Origin of the sequence: Rhizobium sp. NXC14 (genome assembly GCF_002117485.1) — a bacterium.
Lineage (GTDB): Bacteria > Pseudomonadota > Alphaproteobacteria > Rhizobiales > Rhizobiaceae > Rhizobium.
The window spans coordinates 1,796,662-1,817,395 of the sequence record NZ_CP021030.1 but is presented as its reverse complement, the minus strand read 5'-3'; the positions used below and the strand labels follow the sequence as shown (position 1 = coordinate 1,817,395).

The window sequence follows — 20,734 nt, the reverse complement described above, 5'->3', positions numbered from 1 at the left end:
CTGTCAACGGCGCGCGGGATCAAAGGCACAGACCACAGCGATGCCGATCGCATAGGCCAGTATGTTCCAGAGGGAAAATATCCGGCCAAGCAACAAGGCGCCTGCAGTCGTCAACCGAAAGGCGTCCAACCAGGGTGTATGATAAAGTCGGAAGAATTCGACTGCGATTGCCATGAACAGCGCCATGACCGCAATGACTGCCCGCGGTGACTTTCCGAGAACGAGCGCCACCAGCAGATAGACCATCGCCCCCCACAGCGCCGACCCGCCATATTTGACGACGACGAAAGGCAGATCGACCGCGTAGCCGAAGCGCCTGAGCGCCAGGCCGGCCGCAATCACCACAAGCACAGCCCCGAGACGGAGGAGCTGCGCTCGAGAATGCGCTTCGCGCATAGAACCTTCCATCTTAATCTCCACAGTTTGGAGCTCTGGACAGACATCGCTCCGTCGCCGAAGAAGCTGCGCCGCTTCCGTTTTCGGCCGATGCACAAATGAAAACAGCCGGGCTTCGCAGCCCGGCTGTTTTCTATCCGCCAAAACGGAAGACTTAGGCGGCGACGGCCTGCTCTTCAGCAGCGACGCGGGCCTTGTCGGCTGCGCCCTTGGCGTAAGTGTCGCGGTCGACGAACTCGATCACGGCCATGGCGGCGTTGTCGCCCTGGCGGAAGCCGGCCTTCATGATGCGCAGATAGCCGCCGTTGCGGGTGGCGTAACGCGTTGCGATCGTGTCGAACAGCTTCGAAACGACGGCAGCATCGCGGATCTGCGAGATCGCCTGACGGCGAGCGTGCAGGTCGCCGCGCTTGCCGAGCGTGACGAGCTTTTCGACGATCGGACGGATTTCCTTGGCCTTCGGCAGGGTCGTGACGATCTGCTCGTGGGTTATCAGCGAAGCCGCCATATTGGCGAACATCGCCTTGCGGTGGCTTGCAGTTCTATTCAGCTTGCGGCCGGCTTTACCATGGCGCATTGCTCTTCTCCTTTAATGCAGTACCCTTACTTCGTTACCGGGTCTGCCGTTTCCTGGCACATGCAGGCGATATGCCTGCTGTTTGACGGGGAAAGGCAGCCGAAAGAGCCTGCCTTTTGTTTTCTTAATATTGGTCTTCGTAGCGCTTGGCGAGATCTTCGATGTTCTCGGGCGGCCATGCCGGCACTTCCATGCCGAGGTGCAGGCCCATGGAAGCGAGAACTTCCTTGATTTCGTTCAGCGACTTGCGACCAAAATTCGGCGTGCGGAGCATTTCTGCTTCTGTCTTCTGAATCAGGTCACCGATGTAGACGATGTTGTCGTTCTTCAGGCAGTTTGCCGAACGGACCGACAGTTCGAGTTCGTCCACCTTCTTGAGGAGAGCCGGGTTGAAAGCAAGTTCGGTGACTGCTTCCTCTTCGGTTTCCTTCTGCGGCTCGTCGAAGTTGACGAAGACGCCAAGCTGATCCTGGAGGATGCGCGCCGCAAAAGCGACGGCGTCTTCGCCGGTGATCGAGCCATCGGTTTCGATGGTCATGTTCAGCTTGTCGTAGTCGAGAACCTGTCCTTCGCGGGTATTTTCAACCTTGTAGGACACCTTCTTGACCGGCGAATAGAGGCTGTCGACCGGGATAAGGCCGATCGGAGCATCTTCCGCACGATTACGCTCGGCCGGAACATAGCCCTTGCCGTTGTTGACGGTGAACTCCATGCGGATCTCGGCGCCCTCGTCCAGCGTGCAGATCACATGCTCGGGGTTGAGGATTTCGATATCGCCGACCGTCTGAATGTCGCCAGCCGTGACAACGCCCGGGCCCTGCTTGCGCACGACCATGCGTTTTGCGTCGTCGCCATCCATCTTGATGGCGATTTCCTTGATATTGAGCACGATATCCGTGACGTCTTCGCGGACGCCGGGAATCGAGGAGAATTCATGCAGCACGCCGTCGATCTGCACCGCCGTAACGGCAGCACCGCGCAGCGAGGAGAGCAGAACGCGGCGAAGCGCGTTGCCGAGGGTGAGGCCGAAGCCGCGCTCCAGCGGTTCGGCGACGAGCGTCGCCCTGGTGCGCGAGCTCGAGGAGAACTCCACCTTGTTCGGCTTGATCAATTCCTGCCAGTTCTTCTGAATCATGAGTTTGCCTTCCGTTCGTTGCCACCATCCAATCGTGACAACCGAGCTTTAAAACCACCGGGAGCGCCAAGGAGCTCACCGGTGACGAGAGCGATGATCAGACGCGGCGCTTCTTGCGCGGACGGCAGCCATTGTGCGGGATCGGCGTCACGTCGCGGATGGACGTGATCATGAAACCTGCAGCCTGGAGCGCACGCAGAGCCGATTCACGACCCGAACCCGGACCGCAGACTTCGACTTCCAGCGACTTCATGCCGTGTTCCTGGGCCTTCTTGGCGCAGTCTTCGGCAGCGATCTGGGCAGCAAAGGGGGTCGACTTGCGCGAACCCTTGAAGCCCTTGGCGCCAGCCGACGACCAAGCGATCGCATTGCCCTGCGCATCGGTGATGGTGATCATCGTGTTGTTGAAGGTCGAGTTAACGTGCGCGACACCCGACGAGATATTCTTGCGCTCGCGACGGCGAACACGGACGGCTTCCTTAGCCATGCTATTCCTTTCTTTGATCTCTTCACCGCCGTAATACCAGCGGCTACACCGGAACGGCGCCTACATGGTCCCGCTCCAAACTCAAAAGAGGCCGGCGCGGACCGCCAGCCTCCCCACCCCGGTTTCCCGGAAATTACTTCTTCTTGCCAGCGATTGCCTTTGCCGGACCCTTACGGGTGCGGGCATTGGTGTGCGTGCGCTGACCGCGGACCGGAAGGCCGCGACGATGACGCAGGCCGCGGTAGCAGCCGAGATCCATCAGACGCTTGATGTTCATCGCGGTTTCGCGACGAAGATCACCCTCGACCTGATAGTCACGGTCGATGGTTTCGCGGATCTGAAGGACTTCAGCGTCCGTCAGCTGATGCACACGACGCTCAGCCGGAATACCGACCTTCTCGACGATTTCCTGTGCGAATTTCGGACCGATCCCGTGAATGTAGGTCAGCGCGATGACTACGCGCTTTGCAGTCGGGATGTTGACGCCAGCGATACGTGCCACGCCTGTTCTCCTTGCATTCCAGTTGCCATCCGGCAAGTGGGCTTCGTTATGCGACCCTCTGGGCCGCCCGTTCAGATTTAATGTCCGTAACATGTCAAAACGACCGCACCCGGACTTCCCAGGGAAATCCGCGCCGATCGCAGGGAATGTCGCGAGTTGGCGCGGTGTTTAGCGGAATCACTGCTGAAAAGCAACCGTTTCCGCCAAGTTTATTTTCAAGCCTTAAAGCTTGGAAAGAATGGCTTCGACCTCAGCAGTCACCTGGTCGATTTCAGCCATGCCGTCGACAGACCTGAGCTTGCCCTTGGCATGGTAGTAACCGATCAGCGGTGAGGTCTCCTTGTAGTAGACCTGCAACCGGGCCGTCATGGTCTCCGGAGTGTCGTCGGGACGGCGCTTGAAGTGGGTAGAGCCGCACTTGTCGCACACACCCTCATTGGCCGGGACCTTGTCCGTGTCGTGATAGACGCTACCGCACTGGGCGCAAGAGTAGCGGCCGGCAACACGACGGACCAATTCGGCATCATCGACACGGAATTCGATGACGACGGAGAGACCAAGACCCTTTGCTCTCAGCATCGCTTCGGTGGCGTCCGCCTGAACGAGCGTCCTGGGGAAGCCATCGAGAATGAAACCGTTGGCGCAATCGGGCTGATCGATTCGCTCCGAGACGATGGCGATGACGATCTCATCCGAGACCAGCTTACCGGCGTCCATGACCGCCTTGGCGCGCTTGCCGATCTCCGTGCCGGCGTTGACCGCCGCACGCAGCATATCTCCCGTGGAAAGCTGCGGAATGCCGTGCTTTTCCACGATCCGCTGGGCCTGGGTTCCCTTGCCCGCGCCCGGCGGCCCCAAAAGGATAAGTCTCATCGCCCCCTCTTTCCTCCTCGCAACTTCGATTTCTTGATCAGGCCTTCGTATTGCTGCGCGATCAGGTGACCCTGGATCTGTGCAACCGTATCAAGAGTTACGCTAACCACGATCAAAAGCGAAGTCCCACCAAGGGATAATGGAATGCCGGTTTGCGACACCAGAATCTCCGGGAGGATGCAGACGAAGACGAGATAGATGGCGCCGATCACCGTGATACGGGTCAGCACGTAGTCGATGTATTCAGCGGTGCGCTCACCTGGACGGATTCCGGGAATAAAGCCGCCATGCTTCTTCAGATTGTCGGCCGTGTCCTTCGGATTGAAGACGATGGCCGTATAGAAGAAGGCGAAGAAGGCGATCAGCGCCGCATAGAGCACCATGTAGAGCGGCTGGCCATGGCCGAGGGCGGCAACGATCGACGTCGCCCAGGCAGGCATGGCCGTGGTGTTGGCAAAGCCCGCGACTGTCGCCGGCAGAAGCAGCAGCGAAGAGGCAAAAATCGCCGGGATTACGCCCGAGGTGTTCAGTTTCAGCGGCAGGTGCGACGTATCGCCCTGGAACATGCGGTTGCCGACCTGGCGCTTCGGATACTGGATCAGCAGCCGGCGCTGGGCGCGCTCCACGAAAACGATGACACCGATGACGGCGATTGCGACAATGATGACGAGCAGGATGAGGCCGGTCGACAGCGCCCCGGTGCGGCCGAGTTCAAGCGTGCCGGCAAGAGCGCTCGGCAGGCCGGCTGCGATACCGGCGAAGATGATCAGCGAAATGCCGTTGCCGATACCGCGCGAGGTGATCTGCTCGCCCAGCCACATCAGGAACATCGTGCCGCCGAGCAGCGTCAGAACGGTGGAAATACGAAAGAACCAGCCCGGATCGACGACAAGGCCCTGGCCGCTCTCCAGTCCGGCCGCAATGCCGTAAGCCTGAAGCGCACCCAGAATGACGGTGCCGTAGCGGGTGTACTGGTTGATGATCTTGCGACCCTGCTCGCCTTCCTTCTTCAGGTTTTCAAGCGTCGGCACGACCGACGTCATCAGCTGCACGATGATCGAAGCGGAGATATAGGGCATGATGCCGAGCGCAAAGATCGCCATGCGCTGAACGGCGCCGCCCGAGAACATGTTGAAAAGGCCGAGAATGCCGCCTGCCTGGCCGCGGAACGCCTGGGCATAGGCTTCGGGATTGAGACCCGGAAGCGGGATATGGGTGCCGAGCCTGTAGACGAGGAGAGCTGCCAGTGTGAACCACAGGCGCTTCTTCAGATCCTCGGCTTTGGCAAAGGTCGAAAAATTGAGGTTGGATGCCAATTGTTCCGCTGCAGAAGCCATGCGATTCTCCGCCCTACCAATTCCGGCGTCTCTGGGGAAATGCCGGCCCCGGAATCAGTATGAAAATAATTCAAAACCGGGTTTTGGACGGATTGCAGCGCAACCCCATGCCTCACCCTTGTTTTCCAGTTTTACCGGCGTGACGCGGGCGCGCCAGCCAAGTTTTTGTGAGGCCCACATATGGGAGCAAAATCGCCCGGTGTGAAGCACCCCGGGCGATATATCATCAGATATTATTCTGCTGCAGCCGGAGCAGAAAGCAGCGTCACCGTGCCGCCGGCCTTTTCGATCTTCTCGACGGCGGGCTTGGAAGCGCCCGCGACGACGATGGTGATCTTGGCCTTGAGCTCGCCGTCGGCGAGAACGCGAACGCCGTCCTTGGCGCGGCGGATAACCCCGGCAGCCTTCAGGGCAGCGGCGTCAACAGTCGCCTTGGCGTCGAGCTTGCCGGCGTCGACTGCCGCCTGAATGCGGCCGAGCGACACCACAACAAAGTCGGAAGCGAAAATGTTGTTGAAGCCGCGCTTCGGCAGGCGACGATAGATAGGCATCTGGCCGCCTTCGAAGCCGTTGATGGCGACGCCGGAACGGGACTTCTGACCCTTGACACCGCGACCAGCCGTCTTGCCGGAGCCCGAACCGATACCGCGGCCGAGGCGCTTGCGGCTGTGGGTCGAGCCTTCGTTGTCCTTGATTTCATTGAGTTTCATGAGCGTTTCCTCCGTCTCACTTCTCGTCGACGATGCGAACGAGATGCTGGACAGCACGGATCATGCCGCGAACGGAAGGAGTATCCTCCAGCGTGCGGCGACGGTGCATCTTGTTCAGTCCGAGACCGATCAGCGTGCGCTGCTGGACGTCCGGACGGCGAATCGGGCTGCCGATCTGTTCGATCGTGACAGTCTTCGCTTCAGCCTTCTTGGTAGCCTTGGCCATTGGTCAGCTCCTCTTATTCTTCAGAGGCGTTGCCGGAGGCGCTACGACGAGCCTGCAGCGTTGCATACTTGATGCCGCGCTGAGCTGCGATGTCCTTCGGGTGAACCTGGTGCTTCAGAGCGTCGAAGGTGGCGCGAACCATGTTGTAGGGGTTCGACGAACCGGTCGACTTGGCGACGACGTCGTGCATGCCGAGCGTTTCGAATACGGCGCGCATCGGACCGCCGGCGATGATGCCGGTACCGACCTTGGCCGAGCGCAGCAGAACCTTGCCGGCGCCGTGGCGGCCATGGACGTCGTGATGCAGCGTGCGGCCATCACGCAGCGGTACGAAGATCAGCTCGCGCTTGGCGGCTTCGGTTGCCTTGCGGATGGCTTCCGGCACTTCGCGTGCCTTGCCGTGGCCGAAGCCGACGCGGCCCTTCTGGTCGCCGACGACGACGAGTGCTGCGAAACCAAAACGACGGCCGCCCTTGACGACCTTGGCGACGCGGTTGATCGCGACCAGCTTGTCGACGAATTCGCTATCGCGCTCTTCACGGCTCTGGCGGTCTTCCCGCTGCGGCCTTCTTTCCTGTGCCATTGTCCTCTTCCTTTTTCTTTTCCGGGTGCAATCGGCAAATGAATGTGGACCGCATTAGCCTCCCCTTCTTGCCAGGGAGTGCCTGCGGTCCGGCGAAAATCCGGCCGGAGCGACAGCGCCCGGCCGGAAACTGATCAGAAGGTCAGACCGCCTTCGCGGGCCGCTTCGGCGAGAGCCTTGATGCGGCCGTGATAGATGAAGGCGCCACGGTCGAATACGACGTCCGTAACGCCGGCCTTGGAGGCGCGCTCGGCGACGAGCTTGCCTACGGCGGCGGCGGCGGCGGTATCGGCACCGGTCTTCAGAGAACCGCGCAGATCCTTGTCGAGGGTGGAGGCGGACGCAAGCGTCTTGCCGGCCACGTCATCGATGATCTGGGCATAGATGTTCTTCGAGGAGCGATGAACCGACAGGCGCGGACGGCCATTGGCCACCGACTTGATGTGACGGCGCACGCGGTTGGCACGACGTGCAAGTGCTTCTTTCCTGCTAGCCATTTCGCGTGATCCTTACTTCTTCTTGCCTTCTTTGCGGACGATCCGCTCGTCGGCATACTTGACGCCCTTGCCCTTGTACGGCTCGGGACCGCGATATTCGCGGATTTCGGCGGCAACCTGACCGACCTGCTGCTTGTTGATGCCGCTGACGATGATTTCAGTCGGCTTCGGAACAGCGATCGAGATGCCGACCGGCGGTTCATACACCACGTCGTGGCTGAAACCGAGGGCCAGCTGCAGGTTCTTGCCCTGCATGGCGGCGCGGTAGCCGACGCCGTTGATTTCAAGCTTGCGCTCGTAACCGTCCTTGACGCCCTTGAAGATGCCTTCGATCATCGTGCGGGACATGCCCCACTTCGAACGCGCATCCTTGGACTGGTTTACGGGCGTCACGACGACCGCGTTGTTTTCGAGCTTGAGGCTGATTTCGTCGTTAGCGACGAAGAACAGCTCGCCCTTCGGGCCCTTTGCGGTAACCTTCTGGCCTTCGACCGTAGCCGTGATCCCAGCAGGCACCTGAACGGGCTTCTTACCGATACGAGACATGTTTCAATCCTGTCTGTTCGCTATGGAGATCCCTGCCCGATCTTAGAAGACCGAGCAAAGAACCTCACCACCAACGTTCTGTTCGCGAGCCTGGTGATCGGCCATCACGCCCTTCGGAGTCGAAAGGATTGTGATGCCGAGGCCGTTCGCGACCTGCGGAATGGACTTGACCGAGACATAAACCCGGCGGCCCGGCTTCGACACACGGCCGATCTCACGGATCACCGATGCGCCTTCATAGTACTTCAGCTCGATGTTGAGCTCCGACTTGCCATTGCCGAAATCGACAACGGAATAACCACGGATGTAGCCTTCGGACTGCAGGACATCGAGAACACGCGCACGGAGCTTGGATGCAGGCGTCGAAACCGACGACTTGCGGCGGGAAGCGCCGTTGCGGATGCGGGTGAGCATATCGCCCAACGGATCAGTCATTGTCATCTAACCTGCTCCTTACCAGCTCGACTTGACGATGCCCGGCACCTTGCCGAGATTGCCGAGTTCACGCAGCGCGATACGCGACATGCGCAGTTTGCGGTAGTATGCGCGCGGACGGCCCGATACTTCGCAACGGTTGCGAATGCGGGTCTTCGATCCATCGCGCGGCAGGGATGCCAGCTTGATCGAGGCCTTGAACCGCTCTTCGATCGGAAGAGCCTGGTTCATGATGATCGCCTTCAACGCAGCCCGCTTTGCGGCCTGGTTGGCGACCGTATTACGGCGGCGCTTGTTCTTTTCAACTGCGCTTGTCTTCGCCATGTCAGGTTCCTTTTCTACGCTCGTCGTTACGGTTATTGACGGAACGGGAAGCTGAACTCCTTCAGGAGAGTCCGTGCTTCGTCGTCGGTCGTCGCCGTCGTGCAAACGATGATGTCCATGCCCCACATCTGATCAACCTTGTCGTAGTTGATTTCAGGGAACACAATGTGCTCCTTGATGCCCATGGCGAAGTTGCCACGGCCGTCAAAGCTCTTCGGGTTCAGGCCGCGGAAGTCGCGAACGCGCGGAAGCGCGATGTTGACCAGGCGATCCAGGAACTCGTACATGCGGGCGCCGCGCAGGGTGACCTTTGCGCCGATCGGCATGTTTTCGCGGACCTTGAAGCCTGCGATAGAGTTGCGTGCGCGGGTGATGACCGGCTTCTGGCCGGCGATCGCTGCGAGGTCGGCGGCAGCAACCGTCGGCTTCTTCGAATCAGCGGTCGCTTCACCGACACCCATGTTGATCACGATCTTGTCGAGCTTCGGGATCATCATCTCGTTGGCGTAGGAGAACTTCTCCTGCATCGCCTTGCGGATGCGCTCGACATATTCCTTCTTGAGCCGCGGCTCGTATTTTGCCTCAGCCATCGATCACTTCTCCAGAACGCTTGGCCACGCGGACCTTCTTGCCGTCAACGACCTTGAAACCGACGCGGGTCGGCTTGCCGTCCTTGTCGACGATTGCAATGTTGGACAGGTGGACCGGGGCTTCCTTGTTGATGATGCCAGCTTCCTGGGTCTGCGTCTGGCGCTGGTGGCGCTTCACGACGTTGACGCCACGGACGACGGCACGATCTTCCTTCGGCATGACCTGAACGACTTCGCCGGTGCGGCCCTTGTCCTTGCCAGCGAGCATGACGACCTTGTCGCCTTTACGTATCTTCTGCATCGCTTCGCTCCTTACAGTACTTCGGGAGCCAGCGAGATGATCTTCATGTGGTTCTTGGCGCGAAGTTCGCGCGGAACCGGTCCGAAGATACGCGTACCGATCGGCTCTTTCTTGTTGTCGATGAGGACTGCTGCGTTGGTGTCGAAGCGGATGACGGAGCCATCCGGACGACGGATGTCCTTGGCGGTGCGAACGACAACCGCCTTCATCACGTCACCCTTCTTCACGCGGCCGCGCGGGATCGCTTCCTTGATCGAAACGACGATGACGTCGCCGATCGAGGCATACTTGCGCTTCGAGCCGCCCAGCACCTTGATGCACATGACACGACGTGCGCCGGAATTATCCGCGACGTCGAGGTTTGTTTGCATCTGAATCATATCAGGTCGCCTTCTTGGTTTACCGGAATGGTTGGGCCTAAGCCCCCTACCCCGGCTTATGAAAATGTTCGCCGGCCAACCCACCGTAACGGCAGGCAAAAACTCGGCATAGCTGAATAGCGCGGGGTCGATCGTGCCAGGGTGGTTTCCCGAACGGGACCTTCCGTGCGCTCAAAGCAAAAGAACGCCCGGCATTCGAGCGTTCTGACGCTGCTTCATACAGATATTTCGGCGAGACGCAAGGCCTCGCGCAAAATTCTGTTACTTGCCCTGGGCGGCAATGACCGTCCAGCGCTTGTCCTTGGAGATCGGCGCGCATTCCTCGATGGATACGGTATCGCCGATCTTGTACTGGTTGTTTTCGTCGTGGGCCTTGTACTTCTTGGAACGACGAACGGTCTTCTGGAGCAGCGGGTGAGCGAAACGACGCTCAACGCGAACCACTACCGTCTTCTCGTTCTTGTCGCCAACGACGACGCCCTGCAGGATGCGCTTCGGCATGTTTTTCTTCCTTTAGGCCTTAACTTCTGCCGCCTTCTGGCGGGCAATGGTTTTGACGCGGGCGATGTCCTTGCGGACTTCGTTGATGCGCGAGGACTTTTCGAGCTGGCCGGTCGCCTTCTGGAAGCGCAGGTTGAACTGCTCCTTCTTCAGCTTGGCAAGCTCGTCCTTGAGTTGGTCGGCGCTGAGCGCGCGAACGTCTGAGGCTTTCATGAGCTCAATCCCTTACTCTGCAATGCGCTGAACGAAGCGCGTCTTGACCGAGAGCTTGGCAGAGCCGAGGCGAAGCGCCTCGCGGGCGATCTCTTCGCTGACGCCGTCGATCTCGAACATCATACGACCGGGCTTGACCTTGCATGCCCAGTACTCAACGGAGCCCTTACCTTTACCCATGCGGACTTCGGTCGGCTTTGCGGTTACCGGAACGTCCGGGAACACGCGGATCCATACACGGCCGGCGCGCTTCATATAACGCGTGATCGCGCGGCGGGCCGCTTCGATCTCGCGTGCGTTGACGCGGTTGGGCTCCTGAGCCTTCAGGCCGAATTCGCCGAATGCCAGGTCAGAACCGCCCTTGGCAACGCCCTTGATGCGGCCCTTGAACTGCTTGCGGTACTTAGTACGCTTTGGCTGCAACATTTTCTTACTTCTCCGAGCTTATCTTTCGCCAGCGCTAATTACGCGTTGTCGCGTTCGCGGCGACGATCGCCACGGTCGCGTTCGCGGCTTGCCGGACCCTGTGCGTCGCCTTCCAGCGCGCGACGTTCGGAAGCCATCGGATCGTGCTCAAGGATTTCGCCCTTGAAGATCCAGACCTTGATGCCGCAGATACCGAATGCGGTTTCGGCTTCTGCCGTGCCGTAATCGATGTCGGCGCGCAGCGTGTGCAGCGGCACCCGACCTTCACGGTACCATTCAGTACGGGCGATTTCAGCACCGCCGAGACGACCGGCGCACGTGATCTTGATGCCTTCGGCTCCAAGACGCATTGCCGACTGAACGGCGCGCTTCATGGCGCGGCGGAAAGCCACGCGGCGCTCGAGCTGCTGGGCGATCGACTGAGCGACCAGCGTCGCGTCGACTTCGGGCTTGCGCACTTCGACGATGTTGAGGTGCGTTTCCGAATTGGTCATGTCCGACAGCTTCTTGCGGAGCTTGTCGATGTCGGCGCCCTTACGGCCGATGATCAGGCCCGGACGAGCCGAGTGGATCGTGACGCGGCACTTCTTGTGCGGACGCTCGATGACCACTTTGGAGATGCCTGCCTGCTTCAGTTCGCTCATGACGAACTTGCGCATCTTCAGGTCTTCGTGCAGCAGCTGGCCATACTCGGCATTGTCCGCGAACCAGCGGCTATCCCAAGTACGGTTGATGCCGAGACGGAAACCGATCGGATTGATTTTCTGACCCATTATGCGGCCTCCTCTGCTGCCTGCACTTCACGAACGACGATCGTCAGGTGCGCGAAGGGCTTTTCGATGCGCGACGCGCGACCGCGGCCACGAGCGTGGAAACGCTTCATGACGATCGACTTGCCGACGTAGGCTTCGGCGACGACGAGCGCGTCGACGTCAAGATCGTGGTTGTTCTCGGCGTTGGCGATCGCGGATTCGAGCGTCTTCTTGACGGCGCCCGCGATGCGCTTGCGGGAGAACTCCAGCTCAGCGAGTGCACGCTCTACCTTCTTGCCGCGGATGGCCGCAGCAACCAGGTTGAGCTTCTGGGGGCTGACACGGAGCGTGCGGGCGACTGCTTGCGCCTCGTTGTCCTTCAGCCGGCGTTCGGCTTTTGCCTTGCCCATTGTTACTTCCTCTTCGCCTTCTTGTCCGCGCCGTGACCGTAGTAGGTGCGGGTCGGAGAGAATTCACCGAATTTGTGACCGACCATGTCTTCATTGACACTGACCGGGACATGTTTGCTGCCGTTGTAGACGCCGAAGGTAAGTCCGACGAACTGCGGCAGGATCGTGGAGCGACGGCTCCAGATCTTGATCACTTCTGCACGTCCGCCTTCACGAACCTTCTCAGCCTTCTTGAGAAGATAGCCGTCAACGAACGGACCTTTCCATACTGAACGAGCCATTGGAGACTTCCTCTCTTACTTCTTACGCTGATGACGCGAGCGCATGATCATCTTGTCGGTCGACTTATTCGACCGGGTGCGCTTGCCCTTGGTCGGCTTGCCCCACGGTGTCACCGGATGGCGACCACCGGAGGTGCGGCCTTCACCACCGCCGTGCGGATGGTCGACCGGGTTCATGACAACACCGCGGTTATGGGGACGCTTGCCGCGCCAGACGGTACGACCGGCCTTGCCGTCGTTGATGTTGGCGTGGTCGGGGTTCGAGACGGCGCCGATCGAAGCAAGGCAGATGCCGCTTACGAGGCGCTGCTCCCCGGAGTTCAGGCGAAGGATCGCCATACCCTGGTCACGACCGACGAGCTGCGCGTAGGAACCGGCGGAACGGGCGATCTGACCGCCCTTGCCCGGCTTCATTTCCACATTGTGGATGATGGAGCCGACCGGGATGTACTGCAGCGGCATGGTGTTGCCGGGCTTGACGTCGACAGCCTTCTCCGAAGCGATGACCTTGTCGCCGGCAGCGAGACGCTGCGGAGCGATGATGTAGGCCTGCTCGCCATCAGAATAGGTCACCAGCGCGATGAAAGCCGTGCGGTTCGGATCGTATTCGATACGCTCGACCGTGCCTTCGACATCGAACTTGCGACGCTTGAAGTCGACCAGTCGGTAGCTGCGCTTATGACCGCCACCGATGAAGCGAGCCGTGATGCGGCCGAGGTTGTTACGACCACCGCTCTTGGTCAGACCTTCCGTCAGCGCCTTGACCGGCTTGCCCTTGTAGAGCGAGGAGCGGTCCACGATGACCAGCTGACGCTGGCTCGGGGTCGTCGGATTGAATGTTTTCAATGCCATTTTCTTATTCCTCAGAGACCGGTGGAGACGTCGATCGTCTGGCCTTCAGCCAGCGTCACGACAGCCTTCTTCACGTCCTTCTGCTTGCCGACGAAACCGCGGAACCGCTTGGTCTTGCCTTTACGCAGCAGAGTGTTGACGGCCGTAACCTTGACGCCGAACAGCGCCTCGACAGCAGCCTTGATTTCCGGCTTTGTCGCCTGCTTGGCGACATTGAAAACAACCTGGTTGTTTTCAGATACCAGCGTGGACTTTTCGGTGATCGCCGGAGAGACGATCACATCGTAGTGGCGAAGATCGGTCACTTGAATCGCTCCTCTAGCGCTTCAACCGCAGCCTTGGAAAGCACGAGCTTGCCGCGGCGCACGATGTCGTAAACATTGATGCCCTGGATCGGCAGAACATCGATGTTCGGGATGTTCTGCGCTGCAAGCTTGAAGTTGCCGTCAAGCTCTGCACCGCCGATGAAGAGGGCGTTGGTCAGGCCGAGCGTCTCGAAAGCAGACGCGAGAGCCTTGGTCTTGGCTTCAGCTGCGACCAGGTTGTCGATGACGATGACGTCATCGGCCTTGATCTTGGCCGAAAGGGCATGGCGAAGGCCGAGTGCGCGAACCTTCTTCGGAAGGTCGTGCTCGTGGCTGCGAACGACCGGGCCATGGGCCTTGCCGCCGCCGCGGAACTGCGGAGCGCGAGCCGAATGGTGACGGGCGCGGCCCGTACCCTTCTGCTTGTACATCTTGGCGCCGGTGCGCGAAACTTCAGCGCGGCCCTTTGCCTTGTGCGTGCCCTGCTGCTTCTTGGCAAGCTGCCAGCGGATAACGCGGGCGAGAATGTCTTCGCGGGGCTCGAGGCCGAAAATCTCGTCCGAAAGGGAGACCTTCCCGGCGTCTTTTCCCTCGAGGGTCTTGACGTTCAATTCCATTGATCTGGCTCCCTTACTTCGCGGCCGACTTGACGGCGTCGCGCACGATGATCCAGGCACCCTTGGAACCGGGAACAGCACCCTTGATCAGGATCAGACCGCGATCTTCGTCGGTCGAAACCACTTCCAGGTTCTGCGTCGTGACGCGCGTCTGGCCCATGTGACCAGCCATCTTCTTGTTCTTGAAAACCTTGCCCGGATCCTGGCGCGAGCCGGTCGAACCGTGCGAACGGTGCGAAACCGACACACCGTGCGTGGCGCGCAGACCGCCGAAACCGTGGCGCTTCATGGCGCCGGCAAAACCCTTACCGATGGTCGTACCCGTCACATCGACGAGCTGACCGGCGGCAAAGTGACCCGCCTTGAGCTCCGTGCCGATCTCCAGCAGATTGTCTTCCGACACGCGGAATTCTGCGAGCTTGGCCTTCGGCTCGACGTTGGCAACGGCAAAGTTGCCGCGCATCGCCTTCGACGTGTTCTTTACCTTCGCCTGGCCCGCACCGAGCTGAACTGCGGTATAGCCATTCTTTTCGACAGTGCGCGTGGCAACGACCTGGCAGCCGTCCATACGCAGTACCGTTACCGGGACATGCTCGCCGGCGTCGTTGTAGACGCGGGTCATTCCCACCTTCTGTGCAATCACACCTGAACGCATCGGTTCAATCCTTCCAACTCAGCTCGAGCAAGCTCAGAGCTTGATCTCAACATCGACACCGGCGGCGAGATCGAGCTTCATCAGCGCGTCTACCGTCTGCGGGGTCGGGTCTACGATGTCGAGCAGGCGCTTATGCGTGCGCATCTCGAACTGTTCGCGGCTCTTCTTGTCGATGTGCGGGGACCGGTTGACCGTAAACTTCTCGATGCGGGTCGGAAGCGGAACGGGGCCCCGGACGCTTGCACCGGTGCGCTTCGCCGTCGACACGATCTCGCGCGTGGAAGCATCGAGAATCCGGTGATCGAACGCCTTCAGGCGAATGCGGATATTTTGGCCGTTCATTCGACGTTATCCTTGTGTTTGTTTTCCACATGTCTCTCAACAAGACACGGGTTGTTCTTTCTTCCTAAGGCGGACCACCGGTTTCAAAGATCGAGAGGGCGCCGATGCCGGCGTCCCTATCCAGTCTTCAGGGCCTTCTAGCCCACCTTATTTGCTTGTTCAGTCACCGCTTCGTCGTCCAAAGCGGCACGCAAATCGCGCTCGCGCGCCATTTGCTACATTTCTGTGTAATAAGCAAGCGGCTTACGCCGCCTGCATCATAATATTGTCATCGAATCGGCCACCCCACCGGAGTGGCCGAATGAACTACTCGACGATCGAAGCGACGATACCGGCGCCGACGGTGCGGCCGCCTTCGCGGATAGCGAAGCGCAGCTTTTCTTCCATCGCGATCGGAACGATCAGCTCGACGTCAACCGTGACGTTGTCGCCCGGCATGACCATTTCCGTGCCTTCCGGCAGCGTGACGATGCCGGTCACGTCCGTCGTGCGGAAGTAGAACTGCGGACGGTAGTTGGTGAAGAACGGCGTATGACGGCCGCCCTCTTCCTTCGTCAGGATGTAGGCTTCTGCCTTGAACTTCTTGTGCGGCTTGACCGAGCCCGGCTTGCACAGGATCTGACCACGCTCGACGCCGTCACGGTTCACACCGCGGATCAGCGCGCCGATGTTGTCGCCGGCCTGGCCCTGGTCGAGCAGCTTGCGGAACATTTCAACGCCGGTCACCGTCGTCTTCGAGGTCGGACGGATGCCGACGATCTCGACTTCTTCACCAACCTTGATGATGCCACGCTCGACGCGGCCGGTCACGACCGTACCACGGCCCGAGATCGAGAACACGTCTTCGATCGGCATCAGGAACGGCTGGTCAACCGGACGCTCCGGCGTCGGGATGTAGGAGTCAACCGCTGCCATCAGTTCGCGGATCGCGTCTTCGCCGATCTTCTTGTCGGAATCTTCAAGAGCAGCAAGCGCCGAACCCTTGACAACCGGAATGTCGTCGCCAGGGAAGTCGTAGGACGACAGAAGTTCGCGAACTTCAAGCTCGACCAGCTCGAGAAGCTCGGCGTCGTCAACCTGGTCGACCTTGTTCAGGAACACAACGATCGCCGGAACGCCGACCTGGCGGGCGAGCAGGATGTGTTCGCGCGTCTGCGGCATCGGGCCGTCAGCAGCCGAGCAAACCAGGATCGCGCCGTCCATCTGCGCCGCACCGGTGATCATGTTCTTCACGTAGTCGGCATGGCCGGGGCAGTCGACGTGCGCGTAGTGGCGGGCCGGCGTCTCATACTCGACGTGCGCCGTCGAGATCGTGATGCCGCGCGCCTTCTCTTCCGGAGCCGCGTCGATCTGGTCGTACGCCTTGAACTCACCGAAGTACTTCGTGATCGCTGCCGTCAGAGACGTCTTGCCGTGGTCAACGTGGCCGATCGTGCCGATGTTGACGTGCGGCTTGTTGCGCTCAAACTTACTCTTTGCCATTTTCGGCTCTCCGTTTTGCTAGTCCCCGAGGGGGTCTAATTCTTGTTATCGGTCAATTGGTATTCCGGTCACTTCTGACCGGAATACTTTGCCTGGATTTCGGTTGCGACGTTCGACGGGACCGGCGCGTAGTGATCGAAGGTCATCGTGTACTGAGCACGGCCCTGCGACATGGAGCGCAGGTTGTCGACGTACTTGAACATGTTGGCCAGCGGAACGTTGGCGCTGATGACAACCGCAATACCACGGCTTTCCTGACCCTGGATCTGGCCACGGCGGGAGTTGAGGTCGCCGATAACATCACCGACATAATCTTCCGGGGTGACGACCTCGACCTTCATCATCGGCTCGAGGAGCTGAGCGCCGGCCTTCTTGGCTGCTTCACGGAAGCAAGCGCGAGCAGCGATTTCGAACGCCAGGACCGAGGAGTCGACGTCGTGGAAGGCGCCGTCGATAAGCGTCGCCTTGACGCCCAGCATCGGGAAGCCAGCCAGCGGACCGGAAGACAGAACGCTTTCGATGCCCTTCTGAACGCCCGGTATGTATTCCTTCGGAACCGCACCGCCGACGATCTTGGATTCGAACTTGAAGTCTTCGCCTTCCGGGTTCGGTTCGAAGATGATCTTGACGCGTGCGAACTGGCCGGTACCACCGGTCTGTTTCTTGTGCGTGTAGTCTTCTTCGGTCTGGCGCGTGATGGTTTCGCGGTAAGCAACCTGCGGCGCACCGACGTTTGCTTCGACCTTGAACTCGCGGCGCATGCGGTCGACGATGATGTCGAGATGCAATTCGCCCATGCCGGCGATGATCGTCTGGCCGGATTCCTGGTCCGTCTTTACGCGGAAGGACGGGTCTTCAGCTGCCAGGCGGTTGAGCGCGAGGCCCATCTTTTCCTGGTCGCCCTTGGACTTCGGCTCGATGGCGATCTGGATGACCGGCTCGGGGAATTCCATGCGCTCGAGGATAACCGGCTTCAGCGGATCGCAGAGCGTATCGCCAGTGGTGGTTTCCTTGAGGCCGGCGAGAGCAACGATGTCGCCTGCGAAGGCTTCTTCGATGTCTTCACGCGAGTTAGAGTGCATCTGCAGCATGCGGCCGACGCGCTCGCGCTTGTCCTTGACCGTGTTCAGAACCGAAGAGCCCTTTTCGAGCTTGCCGGAATAGATGCGTGCGAAGGTGAGCGAACCGACGAAGGGGTCGTTCATGATCTTGAACGCCAGCATCGAAAGCGGCTCGGCGTCGTCTGCATGACGCTCGATATCAGCTTCGGTCTTGAAGTCGATGCCCTTGATCGCCGGGATGTCGAGCGGCGACGGCAGGTAGTCGACGACGGCGTCGAGCAGCGGCTGCACACCCTTGTTCTTGAAGGCGGTGCCGCAGAACATCGGATGGAACTTGACGTCGATGGTGCCGCGGCGGACGAGTTCGCGGATCTTGTCGTTGTCGGGCATGTTGCCTTCGAGGTAGGCTTCCATCGCAGCTTCGTCGATCTCGACAACGGTCTCGATCAGCTTTTCGCGATATTCTTCAGCCTTGGCCTTCAGGTCATCCGGGATTTCGACGACGTCCCACTGGGCGCCGAGCGATTCGTCGCGCCAGATCAGCGCGTTCATCTCGACCAGGTCGACAACGCCCTTGAAGTCGCTTTCAGCGCCGATCGGCAACTGCATGACGACGGCGGTGGCGCCGAGGCGGGTCTTGATCATCTCGACGGAGCGGTAGAAGTCAGCGCCGGTCTTGTCCATCTTGTTGCAGAAGATCATCCGCGGAACATGATACTTCTCAGCCTGGCGCCAGACGGTTTCCGTCTGCGGCTCAACGCCGGCGTTGGCGTCGAGCAGCGCGATGGCACCGTCGAGAACGCGCAGCGAACGCTCGACTTCGATGGTGAAGTCGACGTGGCCGGGAGTGTCGATGATGTTGAAGCGGCGCATCTTGCCGTCACGGCCCTTCCAGAAGGTCGTGGTGGCGGCAGAGGTGATCGTGATGCCACGCTCCTGCTCCTGCTCCATCCAGTCCATGGTGGCTGCGCCGTCGTGGACTTCGCCGATCTTGTGCGACTTGCCGGTGTAGTAAAGGATACGCTCGGTAGTCGTGGTCTTGCCGGCGTCGATATGCGCCATGATACCGAAATTGCGGTAGTCTTCGATCTTATATTCGCGAGCCATTGTGGACTGCCTTTCGATACCGTTCGGAATTACCAGCGATAGTGCGAGAACGCGCGGTTGGCGTCAGCCATCTTGTGCGTGTCTTCGCGCTTCTTGACGGCGGAGCCGCGGTTGTTGGACGCATCGAGCAGTTCGCCGGACAGACGGTCGATCATGGTGGTTTCGTTGCGCTTGCGGGCAGCGGCAATCAGCCAGCGAATGGCGAGAGCCTGGCGGCGCTCCGGACGGACGTCGACCGGAACCTGATAGGTCGCACCACCGACGCGGCGCGAGCGGACTTCAACGTGCGGGGCAATGTTGTCGAGCGCAGAATGGAAAACCGAAAGCGGCTCCTGCTTGGACTTGCCCTGGACGGCGTCGAACGCACCGTAGACGATGTTTTCAGCAACGGACTTCTTACCATCGAGCATGATGGCATTCATGAACTTGGTCACGACGAGGTCACCGAACTTCGGATCCGGATTGATCTCGCGCTTTTCTGCTTTATGACGTCTGGACATACTTTTCGTCTCTTCAACCGTTAAGGCGCTTTATCACGCGGAGGACCTCGCGCAGCGCCGGATTATTCAAAATCCGAATTACTTCGGACGCTTCGCACCGTACTTGGAGCGACGCTGCTTGCGGTTCTTGACACCCTGGGTATCGAGAACGCCGCGGATGATGTGATAACGGACACCCGGAAGGTCTTTTACGCGGCCGCCACGGATCATGACGACGGAGTGTTCCTGAAGGTTGTGACCTTCGCCGGGGATGTAACCAATGACTTCGAAGCCGTTGGTCAGGCGGATCTTTGCGACCTTACGCAGAGCCGAGTTCGGCTTCTTCGGCGTGGTCGTGTAGACGCGCGTGCAAACGCCGCGCTTCTGCGGGTTCTCCTGGAGAGCGGGAACCTTATTACGCTTTACGTTCGCCTGGCGAGGCTTGCGGATCAGCTGGTTTACGGTAGGCATTCAACCATCCCTTACGTTTATCTCAGTACCCTTGCGGGCTTGAACTCACGCCGTCTCCGGCAATGACGCATGCTTTCCGTCAATGCGCAAAATATGGCCCGATCCGCTTCCGCAGATGGACCACAAGGAGCAGAGGACGCATAAAAACCTGCGTCATGCGTGCAGCATCATGACTTCAACGTGCGTTTAGAACCTTGTTTGAGGTGAATTTCAGGGCGCGTCGCCCCGAACAGCCAAGCCTCACATGGGATCTGATGGGCGGGGTACTACTGGTTTCCACCCGTTCCGTCAAGGCCAGTTAAGAAATAAACTTGGCCGCATCACCTTGATATGCGGGCCGAACGCCCTGTTTTCATCCTTCTAGACGCATTCAGGGACGTGCGCCAAGATAAAAACTTGGGCCTTGCAGCAAAAGCGGTTAAGGAATCAGCGATTGCGGCGTTAGGTCCTCTCAGCGGATTCGACAAAGCGAATCTCCAGGAACCGAGGACAGGCGATGATCACGACACCTGATAACGACAATAATTTCGACGGGCCGATGATCTTCATCATCATCGGCAAAGGCTATGAGTCCGAGGCCAGCGAAGGCATCGACCTGCACATCCTGCTGAAGGCACCCGACGACGACACCGCGGTGCGCGAAGCCTTGAACGCTCTTGCCGAGGAGGGTTTCATCGAGGCCGATCTCGACCAGATCGGCATGCTGACCGAAATTCCGGCGGAAGAGCCGCACGCCTCGGCGTATCAGGGTGCGGTTGATGGCGAGGTCGCGATCATCCGGTTCAACTGACGGGAACGCCCTCCCTCCCCCGATCAATTAGAGGCTAGCACAAACGAAAACCGCCCAGATCGCTCCGGGCGGTTTTCAATTCCTGGACCTC

At 59.8% G+C, this 20,734-nt stretch carries 33 protein-coding genes; 1 reads left to right on the top strand and 32 read right to left on the bottom strand.

Annotated elements, in window-relative coordinates; translation table 11 throughout:
* Positions 1-3 precede the first annotated feature (3 nt).
* From NXC14_RS08900 to rpsL, 32 genes are all read right to left on the bottom strand, one after another.
* On the bottom strand, positions 4-396 hold the full coding sequence (locus NXC14_RS08900) for a DUF2809 domain-containing protein (protein WP_085780042.1): 393 nt from the start codon (positions 394-396) through the stop codon (positions 4-6).
* Positions 397-550: 154 nt separating this feature from the next.
* Positions 551-973 carry a 50S ribosomal protein L17 gene (rplQ, locus tag NXC14_RS08895; RefSeq protein WP_011424993.1) on the bottom strand — a complete coding sequence of 141 codons (423 nt, stop codon included), beginning with the start codon at positions 971-973 and terminating at the stop codon, positions 551-553.
* A 124-nt stretch (positions 974-1,097) separates the two neighbouring features.
* Positions 1,098-2,108 (bottom strand): DNA-directed RNA polymerase subunit alpha, encoded by a 1,011-nt coding sequence (locus NXC14_RS08890; protein WP_003547579.1) that lies wholly within the window; start codon positions 2,106-2,108, stop codon positions 1,098-1,100.
* Between the two features lie 97 nt (positions 2,109-2,205).
* Positions 2,206-2,595 (bottom strand): 30S ribosomal protein S11, encoded by a 390-nt coding sequence (rpsK, locus tag NXC14_RS08885; protein ID WP_003547577.1) that lies wholly within the window; start codon positions 2,593-2,595, stop codon positions 2,206-2,208.
* A 133-nt stretch (positions 2,596-2,728) separates the two neighbouring features.
* Positions 2,729-3,097: a 30S ribosomal protein S13 gene (rpsM, locus tag NXC14_RS08880; RefSeq protein WP_011424992.1), complete on the bottom strand. Its 369-nt coding sequence runs from the start codon at positions 3,095-3,097 to the stop codon at positions 2,729-2,731.
* Between the two features lie 222 nt (positions 3,098-3,319).
* Positions 3,320-3,970 carry an adenylate kinase gene (locus NXC14_RS08875; RefSeq protein ID WP_085777823.1) on the bottom strand — a complete coding sequence of 217 codons (651 nt, stop codon included), beginning with the start codon at positions 3,968-3,970 and terminating at the stop codon, positions 3,320-3,322.
* Positions 3,967-5,307, bottom strand: coding sequence for a preprotein translocase subunit SecY (secY, locus tag NXC14_RS08870; protein ID WP_085777822.1), 1,341 nt, complete (start codon positions 5,305-5,307; stop codon positions 3,967-3,969). The genes NXC14_RS08875 and secY overlap by 4 nt, the downstream gene beginning before the upstream one ends.
* Before the next feature lie 233 nt (positions 5,308-5,540).
* Positions 5,541-6,017: a 50S ribosomal protein L15 gene (gene rplO, locus NXC14_RS08865; protein WP_085777821.1), complete on the bottom strand. Its 477-nt coding sequence runs from the start codon at positions 6,015-6,017 to the stop codon at positions 5,541-5,543.
* Between the two features lie 16 nt (positions 6,018-6,033).
* Positions 6,034-6,243 carry a 50S ribosomal protein L30 gene (gene rpmD, locus NXC14_RS08860; protein WP_011424988.1) on the bottom strand — a complete coding sequence of 70 codons (210 nt, stop codon included), beginning with the start codon at positions 6,241-6,243 and terminating at the stop codon, positions 6,034-6,036.
* 13 nt (positions 6,244-6,256) lie between these two features.
* Positions 6,257-6,826, bottom strand: coding sequence for a 30S ribosomal protein S5 (gene rpsE / locus NXC14_RS08855; RefSeq protein ID WP_003573784.1), 570 nt, complete (start codon positions 6,824-6,826; stop codon positions 6,257-6,259).
* A 134-nt stretch (positions 6,827-6,960) separates the two neighbouring features.
* Complete coding sequence (gene rplR / locus NXC14_RS08850) at positions 6,961-7,323, bottom strand: 50S ribosomal protein L18 (protein WP_011424987.1); 363 nt, start codon at positions 7,321-7,323, stop codon at positions 6,961-6,963.
* Between the two features lie 12 nt (positions 7,324-7,335).
* A complete protein-coding gene (gene rplF, locus NXC14_RS08845; protein ID WP_011424986.1) occupies positions 7,336-7,869 on the bottom strand; it encodes a 50S ribosomal protein L6 in 534 nt (177 codons plus the stop codon).
* Between the two features lie 42 nt (positions 7,870-7,911).
* Positions 7,912-8,310 carry a 30S ribosomal protein S8 gene (gene rpsH / locus NXC14_RS08840; protein WP_004674934.1) on the bottom strand — a complete coding sequence of 133 codons (399 nt, stop codon included), beginning with the start codon at positions 8,308-8,310 and terminating at the stop codon, positions 7,912-7,914.
* Positions 8,311-8,322: 12 nt separating this feature from the next.
* A complete protein-coding gene (rpsN, locus tag NXC14_RS08835; protein WP_018115514.1) occupies positions 8,323-8,628 on the bottom strand; it encodes a 30S ribosomal protein S14 in 306 nt (101 codons plus the stop codon).
* A 32-nt stretch (positions 8,629-8,660) separates the two neighbouring features.
* A complete protein-coding gene (gene rplE, locus NXC14_RS08830; RefSeq protein ID WP_011424985.1) occupies positions 8,661-9,218 on the bottom strand; it encodes a 50S ribosomal protein L5 in 558 nt (185 codons plus the stop codon).
* Positions 9,211-9,519, bottom strand: coding sequence for a 50S ribosomal protein L24 (rplX, locus tag NXC14_RS08825; RefSeq protein WP_004674929.1), 309 nt, complete (start codon positions 9,517-9,519; stop codon positions 9,211-9,213). The genes rplE and rplX overlap by 8 nt, the downstream gene beginning before the upstream one ends.
* Positions 9,520-9,530: 11 nt before the next feature.
* Positions 9,531-9,899: a 50S ribosomal protein L14 gene (gene rplN / locus NXC14_RS08820; RefSeq protein WP_003573790.1), complete on the bottom strand. Its 369-nt coding sequence runs from the start codon at positions 9,897-9,899 to the stop codon at positions 9,531-9,533.
* Positions 9,900-10,160: 261 nt separating this feature from the next.
* Positions 10,161-10,400: a 30S ribosomal protein S17 gene (gene rpsQ, locus NXC14_RS08815; protein WP_004674926.1), complete on the bottom strand. Its 240-nt coding sequence runs from the start codon at positions 10,398-10,400 to the stop codon at positions 10,161-10,163.
* 12 nt (positions 10,401-10,412) lie between these two features.
* Positions 10,413-10,613 (bottom strand): 50S ribosomal protein L29, encoded by a 201-nt coding sequence (rpmC, locus tag NXC14_RS08810; protein WP_008521335.1) that lies wholly within the window; start codon positions 10,611-10,613, stop codon positions 10,413-10,415.
* A gap of 12 nt (positions 10,614-10,625) precedes the next feature.
* On the bottom strand, positions 10,626-11,039 hold the full coding sequence (gene rplP / locus NXC14_RS08805; RefSeq protein WP_003573792.1) for a 50S ribosomal protein L16: 414 nt from the start codon (positions 11,037-11,039) through the stop codon (positions 10,626-10,628).
* Between the two features lie 38 nt (positions 11,040-11,077).
* Positions 11,078-11,812 (bottom strand): 30S ribosomal protein S3, encoded by a 735-nt coding sequence (rpsC, locus tag NXC14_RS08800; protein ID WP_003573793.1) that lies wholly within the window; start codon positions 11,810-11,812, stop codon positions 11,078-11,080.
* Positions 11,812-12,201: a 50S ribosomal protein L22 gene (gene rplV, locus NXC14_RS08795; protein ID WP_004674922.1), complete on the bottom strand. Its 390-nt coding sequence runs from the start codon at positions 12,199-12,201 to the stop codon at positions 11,812-11,814. Before rplV ends, rpsC begins: the two co-directional genes overlap by 1 nt.
* A 2-nt stretch (positions 12,202-12,203) precedes the next feature.
* The gene (gene rpsS, locus NXC14_RS08790) at positions 12,204-12,482 is read right to left on the bottom strand and encodes a 30S ribosomal protein S19 (RefSeq protein ID WP_007531666.1); all 279 of its coding nucleotides are present in this window, start codon (positions 12,480-12,482) and stop codon (positions 12,204-12,206) included.
* A gap of 15 nt (positions 12,483-12,497) precedes the next feature.
* Entirely contained in the window at positions 12,498-13,334 is an 837-nt protein-coding gene (gene rplB / locus NXC14_RS08785) for a 50S ribosomal protein L2 (RefSeq protein ID WP_064801905.1), read from the bottom strand.
* An 11-nt stretch (positions 13,335-13,345) separates the two neighbouring features.
* Complete coding sequence (locus NXC14_RS08780; RefSeq protein WP_003547550.1) at positions 13,346-13,639, bottom strand: 50S ribosomal protein L23; 294 nt, start codon at positions 13,637-13,639, stop codon at positions 13,346-13,348.
* Complete coding sequence (gene rplD, locus NXC14_RS08775; RefSeq protein WP_004674918.1) at positions 13,636-14,256, bottom strand: 50S ribosomal protein L4; 621 nt, start codon at positions 14,254-14,256, stop codon at positions 13,636-13,638. The genes NXC14_RS08780 and rplD overlap by 4 nt, the downstream gene beginning before the upstream one ends.
* Positions 14,257-14,269: 13 nt before the next feature.
* Positions 14,270-14,911: a 50S ribosomal protein L3 gene (rplC, locus tag NXC14_RS08770; protein ID WP_004674916.1), complete on the bottom strand. Its 642-nt coding sequence runs from the start codon at positions 14,909-14,911 to the stop codon at positions 14,270-14,272.
* A gap of 33 nt (positions 14,912-14,944) precedes the next feature.
* A complete protein-coding gene (rpsJ, locus tag NXC14_RS08765) occupies positions 14,945-15,253 on the bottom strand; it encodes a 30S ribosomal protein S10 (RefSeq protein ID WP_003547547.1) in 309 nt (102 codons plus the stop codon).
* Between the two features lie 306 nt (positions 15,254-15,559).
* On the bottom strand, positions 15,560-16,735 hold the full coding sequence (gene tuf / locus NXC14_RS08760; protein WP_011424970.1) for an elongation factor Tu: 1,176 nt from the start codon (positions 16,733-16,735) through the stop codon (positions 15,560-15,562).
* Between the two features lie 68 nt (positions 16,736-16,803).
* Positions 16,804-18,903, bottom strand: coding sequence for an elongation factor G (fusA, locus tag NXC14_RS08755; RefSeq protein WP_085777820.1), 2,100 nt, complete (start codon positions 18,901-18,903; stop codon positions 16,804-16,806).
* Between the two features lie 29 nt (positions 18,904-18,932).
* Positions 18,933-19,403 (bottom strand): 30S ribosomal protein S7, encoded by a 471-nt coding sequence (rpsG, locus tag NXC14_RS08750; RefSeq protein WP_004669085.1) that lies wholly within the window; start codon positions 19,401-19,403, stop codon positions 18,933-18,935.
* 78 nt (positions 19,404-19,481) lie between these two features.
* Positions 19,482-19,853, bottom strand: coding sequence for a 30S ribosomal protein S12 (gene rpsL / locus NXC14_RS08745; protein ID WP_003547537.1), 372 nt, complete (start codon positions 19,851-19,853; stop codon positions 19,482-19,484).
* Between the two features lie 496 nt (positions 19,854-20,349).
* Between rpsL and NXC14_RS08740 the strand changes: the two genes are divergently transcribed.
* Positions 20,350-20,643 carry a transcriptional regulator gene (locus NXC14_RS08740; protein WP_085777819.1) on the top strand — a complete coding sequence of 98 codons (294 nt, stop codon included), beginning with the start codon at positions 20,350-20,352 and terminating at the stop codon, positions 20,641-20,643.
* Positions 20,644-20,734: the final 91 nt, after the last annotated feature.

Bases quoted from the DNA above. Each gene is read 5' to 3' on its own strand.
- rpsL (WP_003547537.1), bottom strand. From the start codon at position 19,853: ATGCCTACCGTAAACCAGCTGATCCGCAAGCCTCGCCAGGCGAACGTA.
- rpsH (WP_004674934.1), bottom strand. From the start codon at position 8,310: ATGACAATGACTGATCCGTTGGGCGATATGCTCACCCGCATCCGCAAC.
- rpsG (WP_004669085.1), bottom strand. From the start codon at position 19,403: ATGTCCAGACGTCATAAAGCAGAAAAGCGCGAGATCAATCCGGATCCG.
- rpmD (WP_011424988.1), bottom strand. From the start codon at position 6,243: ATGGCCAAGGCTACCAAGAAGGCTGAAGCGAAGACTGTCACGATCGAA.
- rplB (WP_064801905.1), bottom strand. From the start codon at position 13,334: ATGGCATTGAAAACATTCAATCCGACGACCCCGAGCCAGCGTCAGCTG.
- fusA (WP_085777820.1), bottom strand. From the start codon at position 18,903: ATGGCTCGCGAATATAAGATCGAAGACTACCGCAATTTCGGTATCATG.
- tuf (WP_011424970.1), bottom strand. From the start codon at position 16,735: ATGGCAAAGAGTAAGTTTGAGCGCAACAAGCCGCACGTCAACATCGGC.
- rplO (WP_085777821.1), bottom strand. From the start codon at position 6,017: ATGAAACTCAATGAAATCAAGGACAACGAAGGCTCGACCCACAGCCGC.
- rpsE (WP_003573784.1), bottom strand. From the start codon at position 6,826: ATGGCACAGGAAAGAAGGCCGCAGCGGGAAGACCGCCAGAGCCGTGAA.
- NXC14_RS08740 (WP_085777819.1), top strand. From the start codon at position 20,350: ATGATCACGACACCTGATAACGACAATAATTTCGACGGGCCGATGATC.
- rplE (WP_011424985.1), bottom strand. From the start codon at position 9,218: ATGGCTGAGGCAAAATACGAGCCGCGGCTCAAGAAGGAATATGTCGAG.
- rpsC (WP_003573793.1), bottom strand. From the start codon at position 11,812: ATGGGTCAGAAAATCAATCCGATCGGTTTCCGTCTCGGCATCAACCGT.
- rplV (WP_004674922.1), bottom strand. From the start codon at position 12,201: ATGGGCAAGGCAAAAGCCGAACGCCGGCTGAAGGACAACGAGGCGCAA.
- rplX (WP_004674929.1), bottom strand. From the start codon at position 9,519: ATGCAGAAGATACGTAAAGGCGACAAGGTCGTCATGCTCGCTGGCAAG.
- rpmC (WP_008521335.1), bottom strand. From the start codon at position 10,613: ATGAAAGCCTCAGACGTTCGCGCGCTCAGCGCCGACCAACTCAAGGAC.
- rpsJ (WP_003547547.1), bottom strand. From the start codon at position 15,253: ATGAACGGCCAAAATATCCGCATTCGCCTGAAGGCGTTCGATCACCGG.
- rpsK (WP_003547577.1), bottom strand. From the start codon at position 2,595: ATGGCTAAGGAAGCCGTCCGTGTTCGCCGTCGCGAGCGCAAGAATATC.
- rpsS (WP_007531666.1), bottom strand. From the start codon at position 12,482: ATGGCTCGTTCAGTATGGAAAGGTCCGTTCGTTGACGGCTATCTTCTC.
- rplF (WP_011424986.1), bottom strand. From the start codon at position 7,869: ATGTCTCGTATCGGTAAGAAGCCCGTTCAGGTGCCTGCTGGGATCACG.
- rplN (WP_003573790.1), bottom strand. From the start codon at position 9,899: ATGATTCAGATGCAAACAAACCTCGACGTCGCGGATAATTCCGGCGCA.
- NXC14_RS08875 (WP_085777823.1), bottom strand. From the start codon at position 3,970: ATGAGACTTATCCTTTTGGGGCCGCCGGGCGCGGGCAAGGGAACCCAG.
- rplP (WP_003573792.1), bottom strand. From the start codon at position 11,039: ATGTTGCAGCCAAAGCGTACTAAGTACCGCAAGCAGTTCAAGGGCCGC.
- secY (WP_085777822.1), bottom strand. From the start codon at position 5,307: ATGGCTTCTGCAGCGGAACAATTGGCATCCAACCTCAATTTTTCGACC.
- rplR (WP_011424987.1), bottom strand. From the start codon at position 7,323: ATGGCTAGCAGGAAAGAAGCACTTGCACGTCGTGCCAACCGCGTGCGC.
- rplD (WP_004674918.1), bottom strand. From the start codon at position 14,256: ATGGAATTGAACGTCAAGACCCTCGAGGGAAAAGACGCCGGGAAGGTC.
- NXC14_RS08890 (WP_003547579.1), bottom strand. From the start codon at position 2,108: ATGATTCAGAAGAACTGGCAGGAATTGATCAAGCCGAACAAGGTGGAG.
- NXC14_RS08900 (WP_085780042.1), bottom strand. From the start codon at position 396: ATGCGCGAAGCGCATTCTCGAGCGCAGCTCCTCCGTCTCGGGGCTGTG.
- rplC (WP_004674916.1), bottom strand. From the start codon at position 14,911: ATGCGTTCAGGTGTGATTGCACAGAAGGTGGGAATGACCCGCGTCTAC.
- rplQ (WP_011424993.1), bottom strand. From the start codon at position 973: ATGCGCCATGGTAAAGCCGGCCGCAAGCTGAATAGAACTGCAAGCCAC.
- rpsN (WP_018115514.1), bottom strand. From the start codon at position 8,628: ATGGCGAAGACAAGCGCAGTTGAAAAGAACAAGCGCCGCCGTAATACG.
- rpsQ (WP_004674926.1), bottom strand. From the start codon at position 10,400: ATGCCGAAGCGCATCCTGCAGGGCGTCGTCGTTGGCGACAAGAACGAG.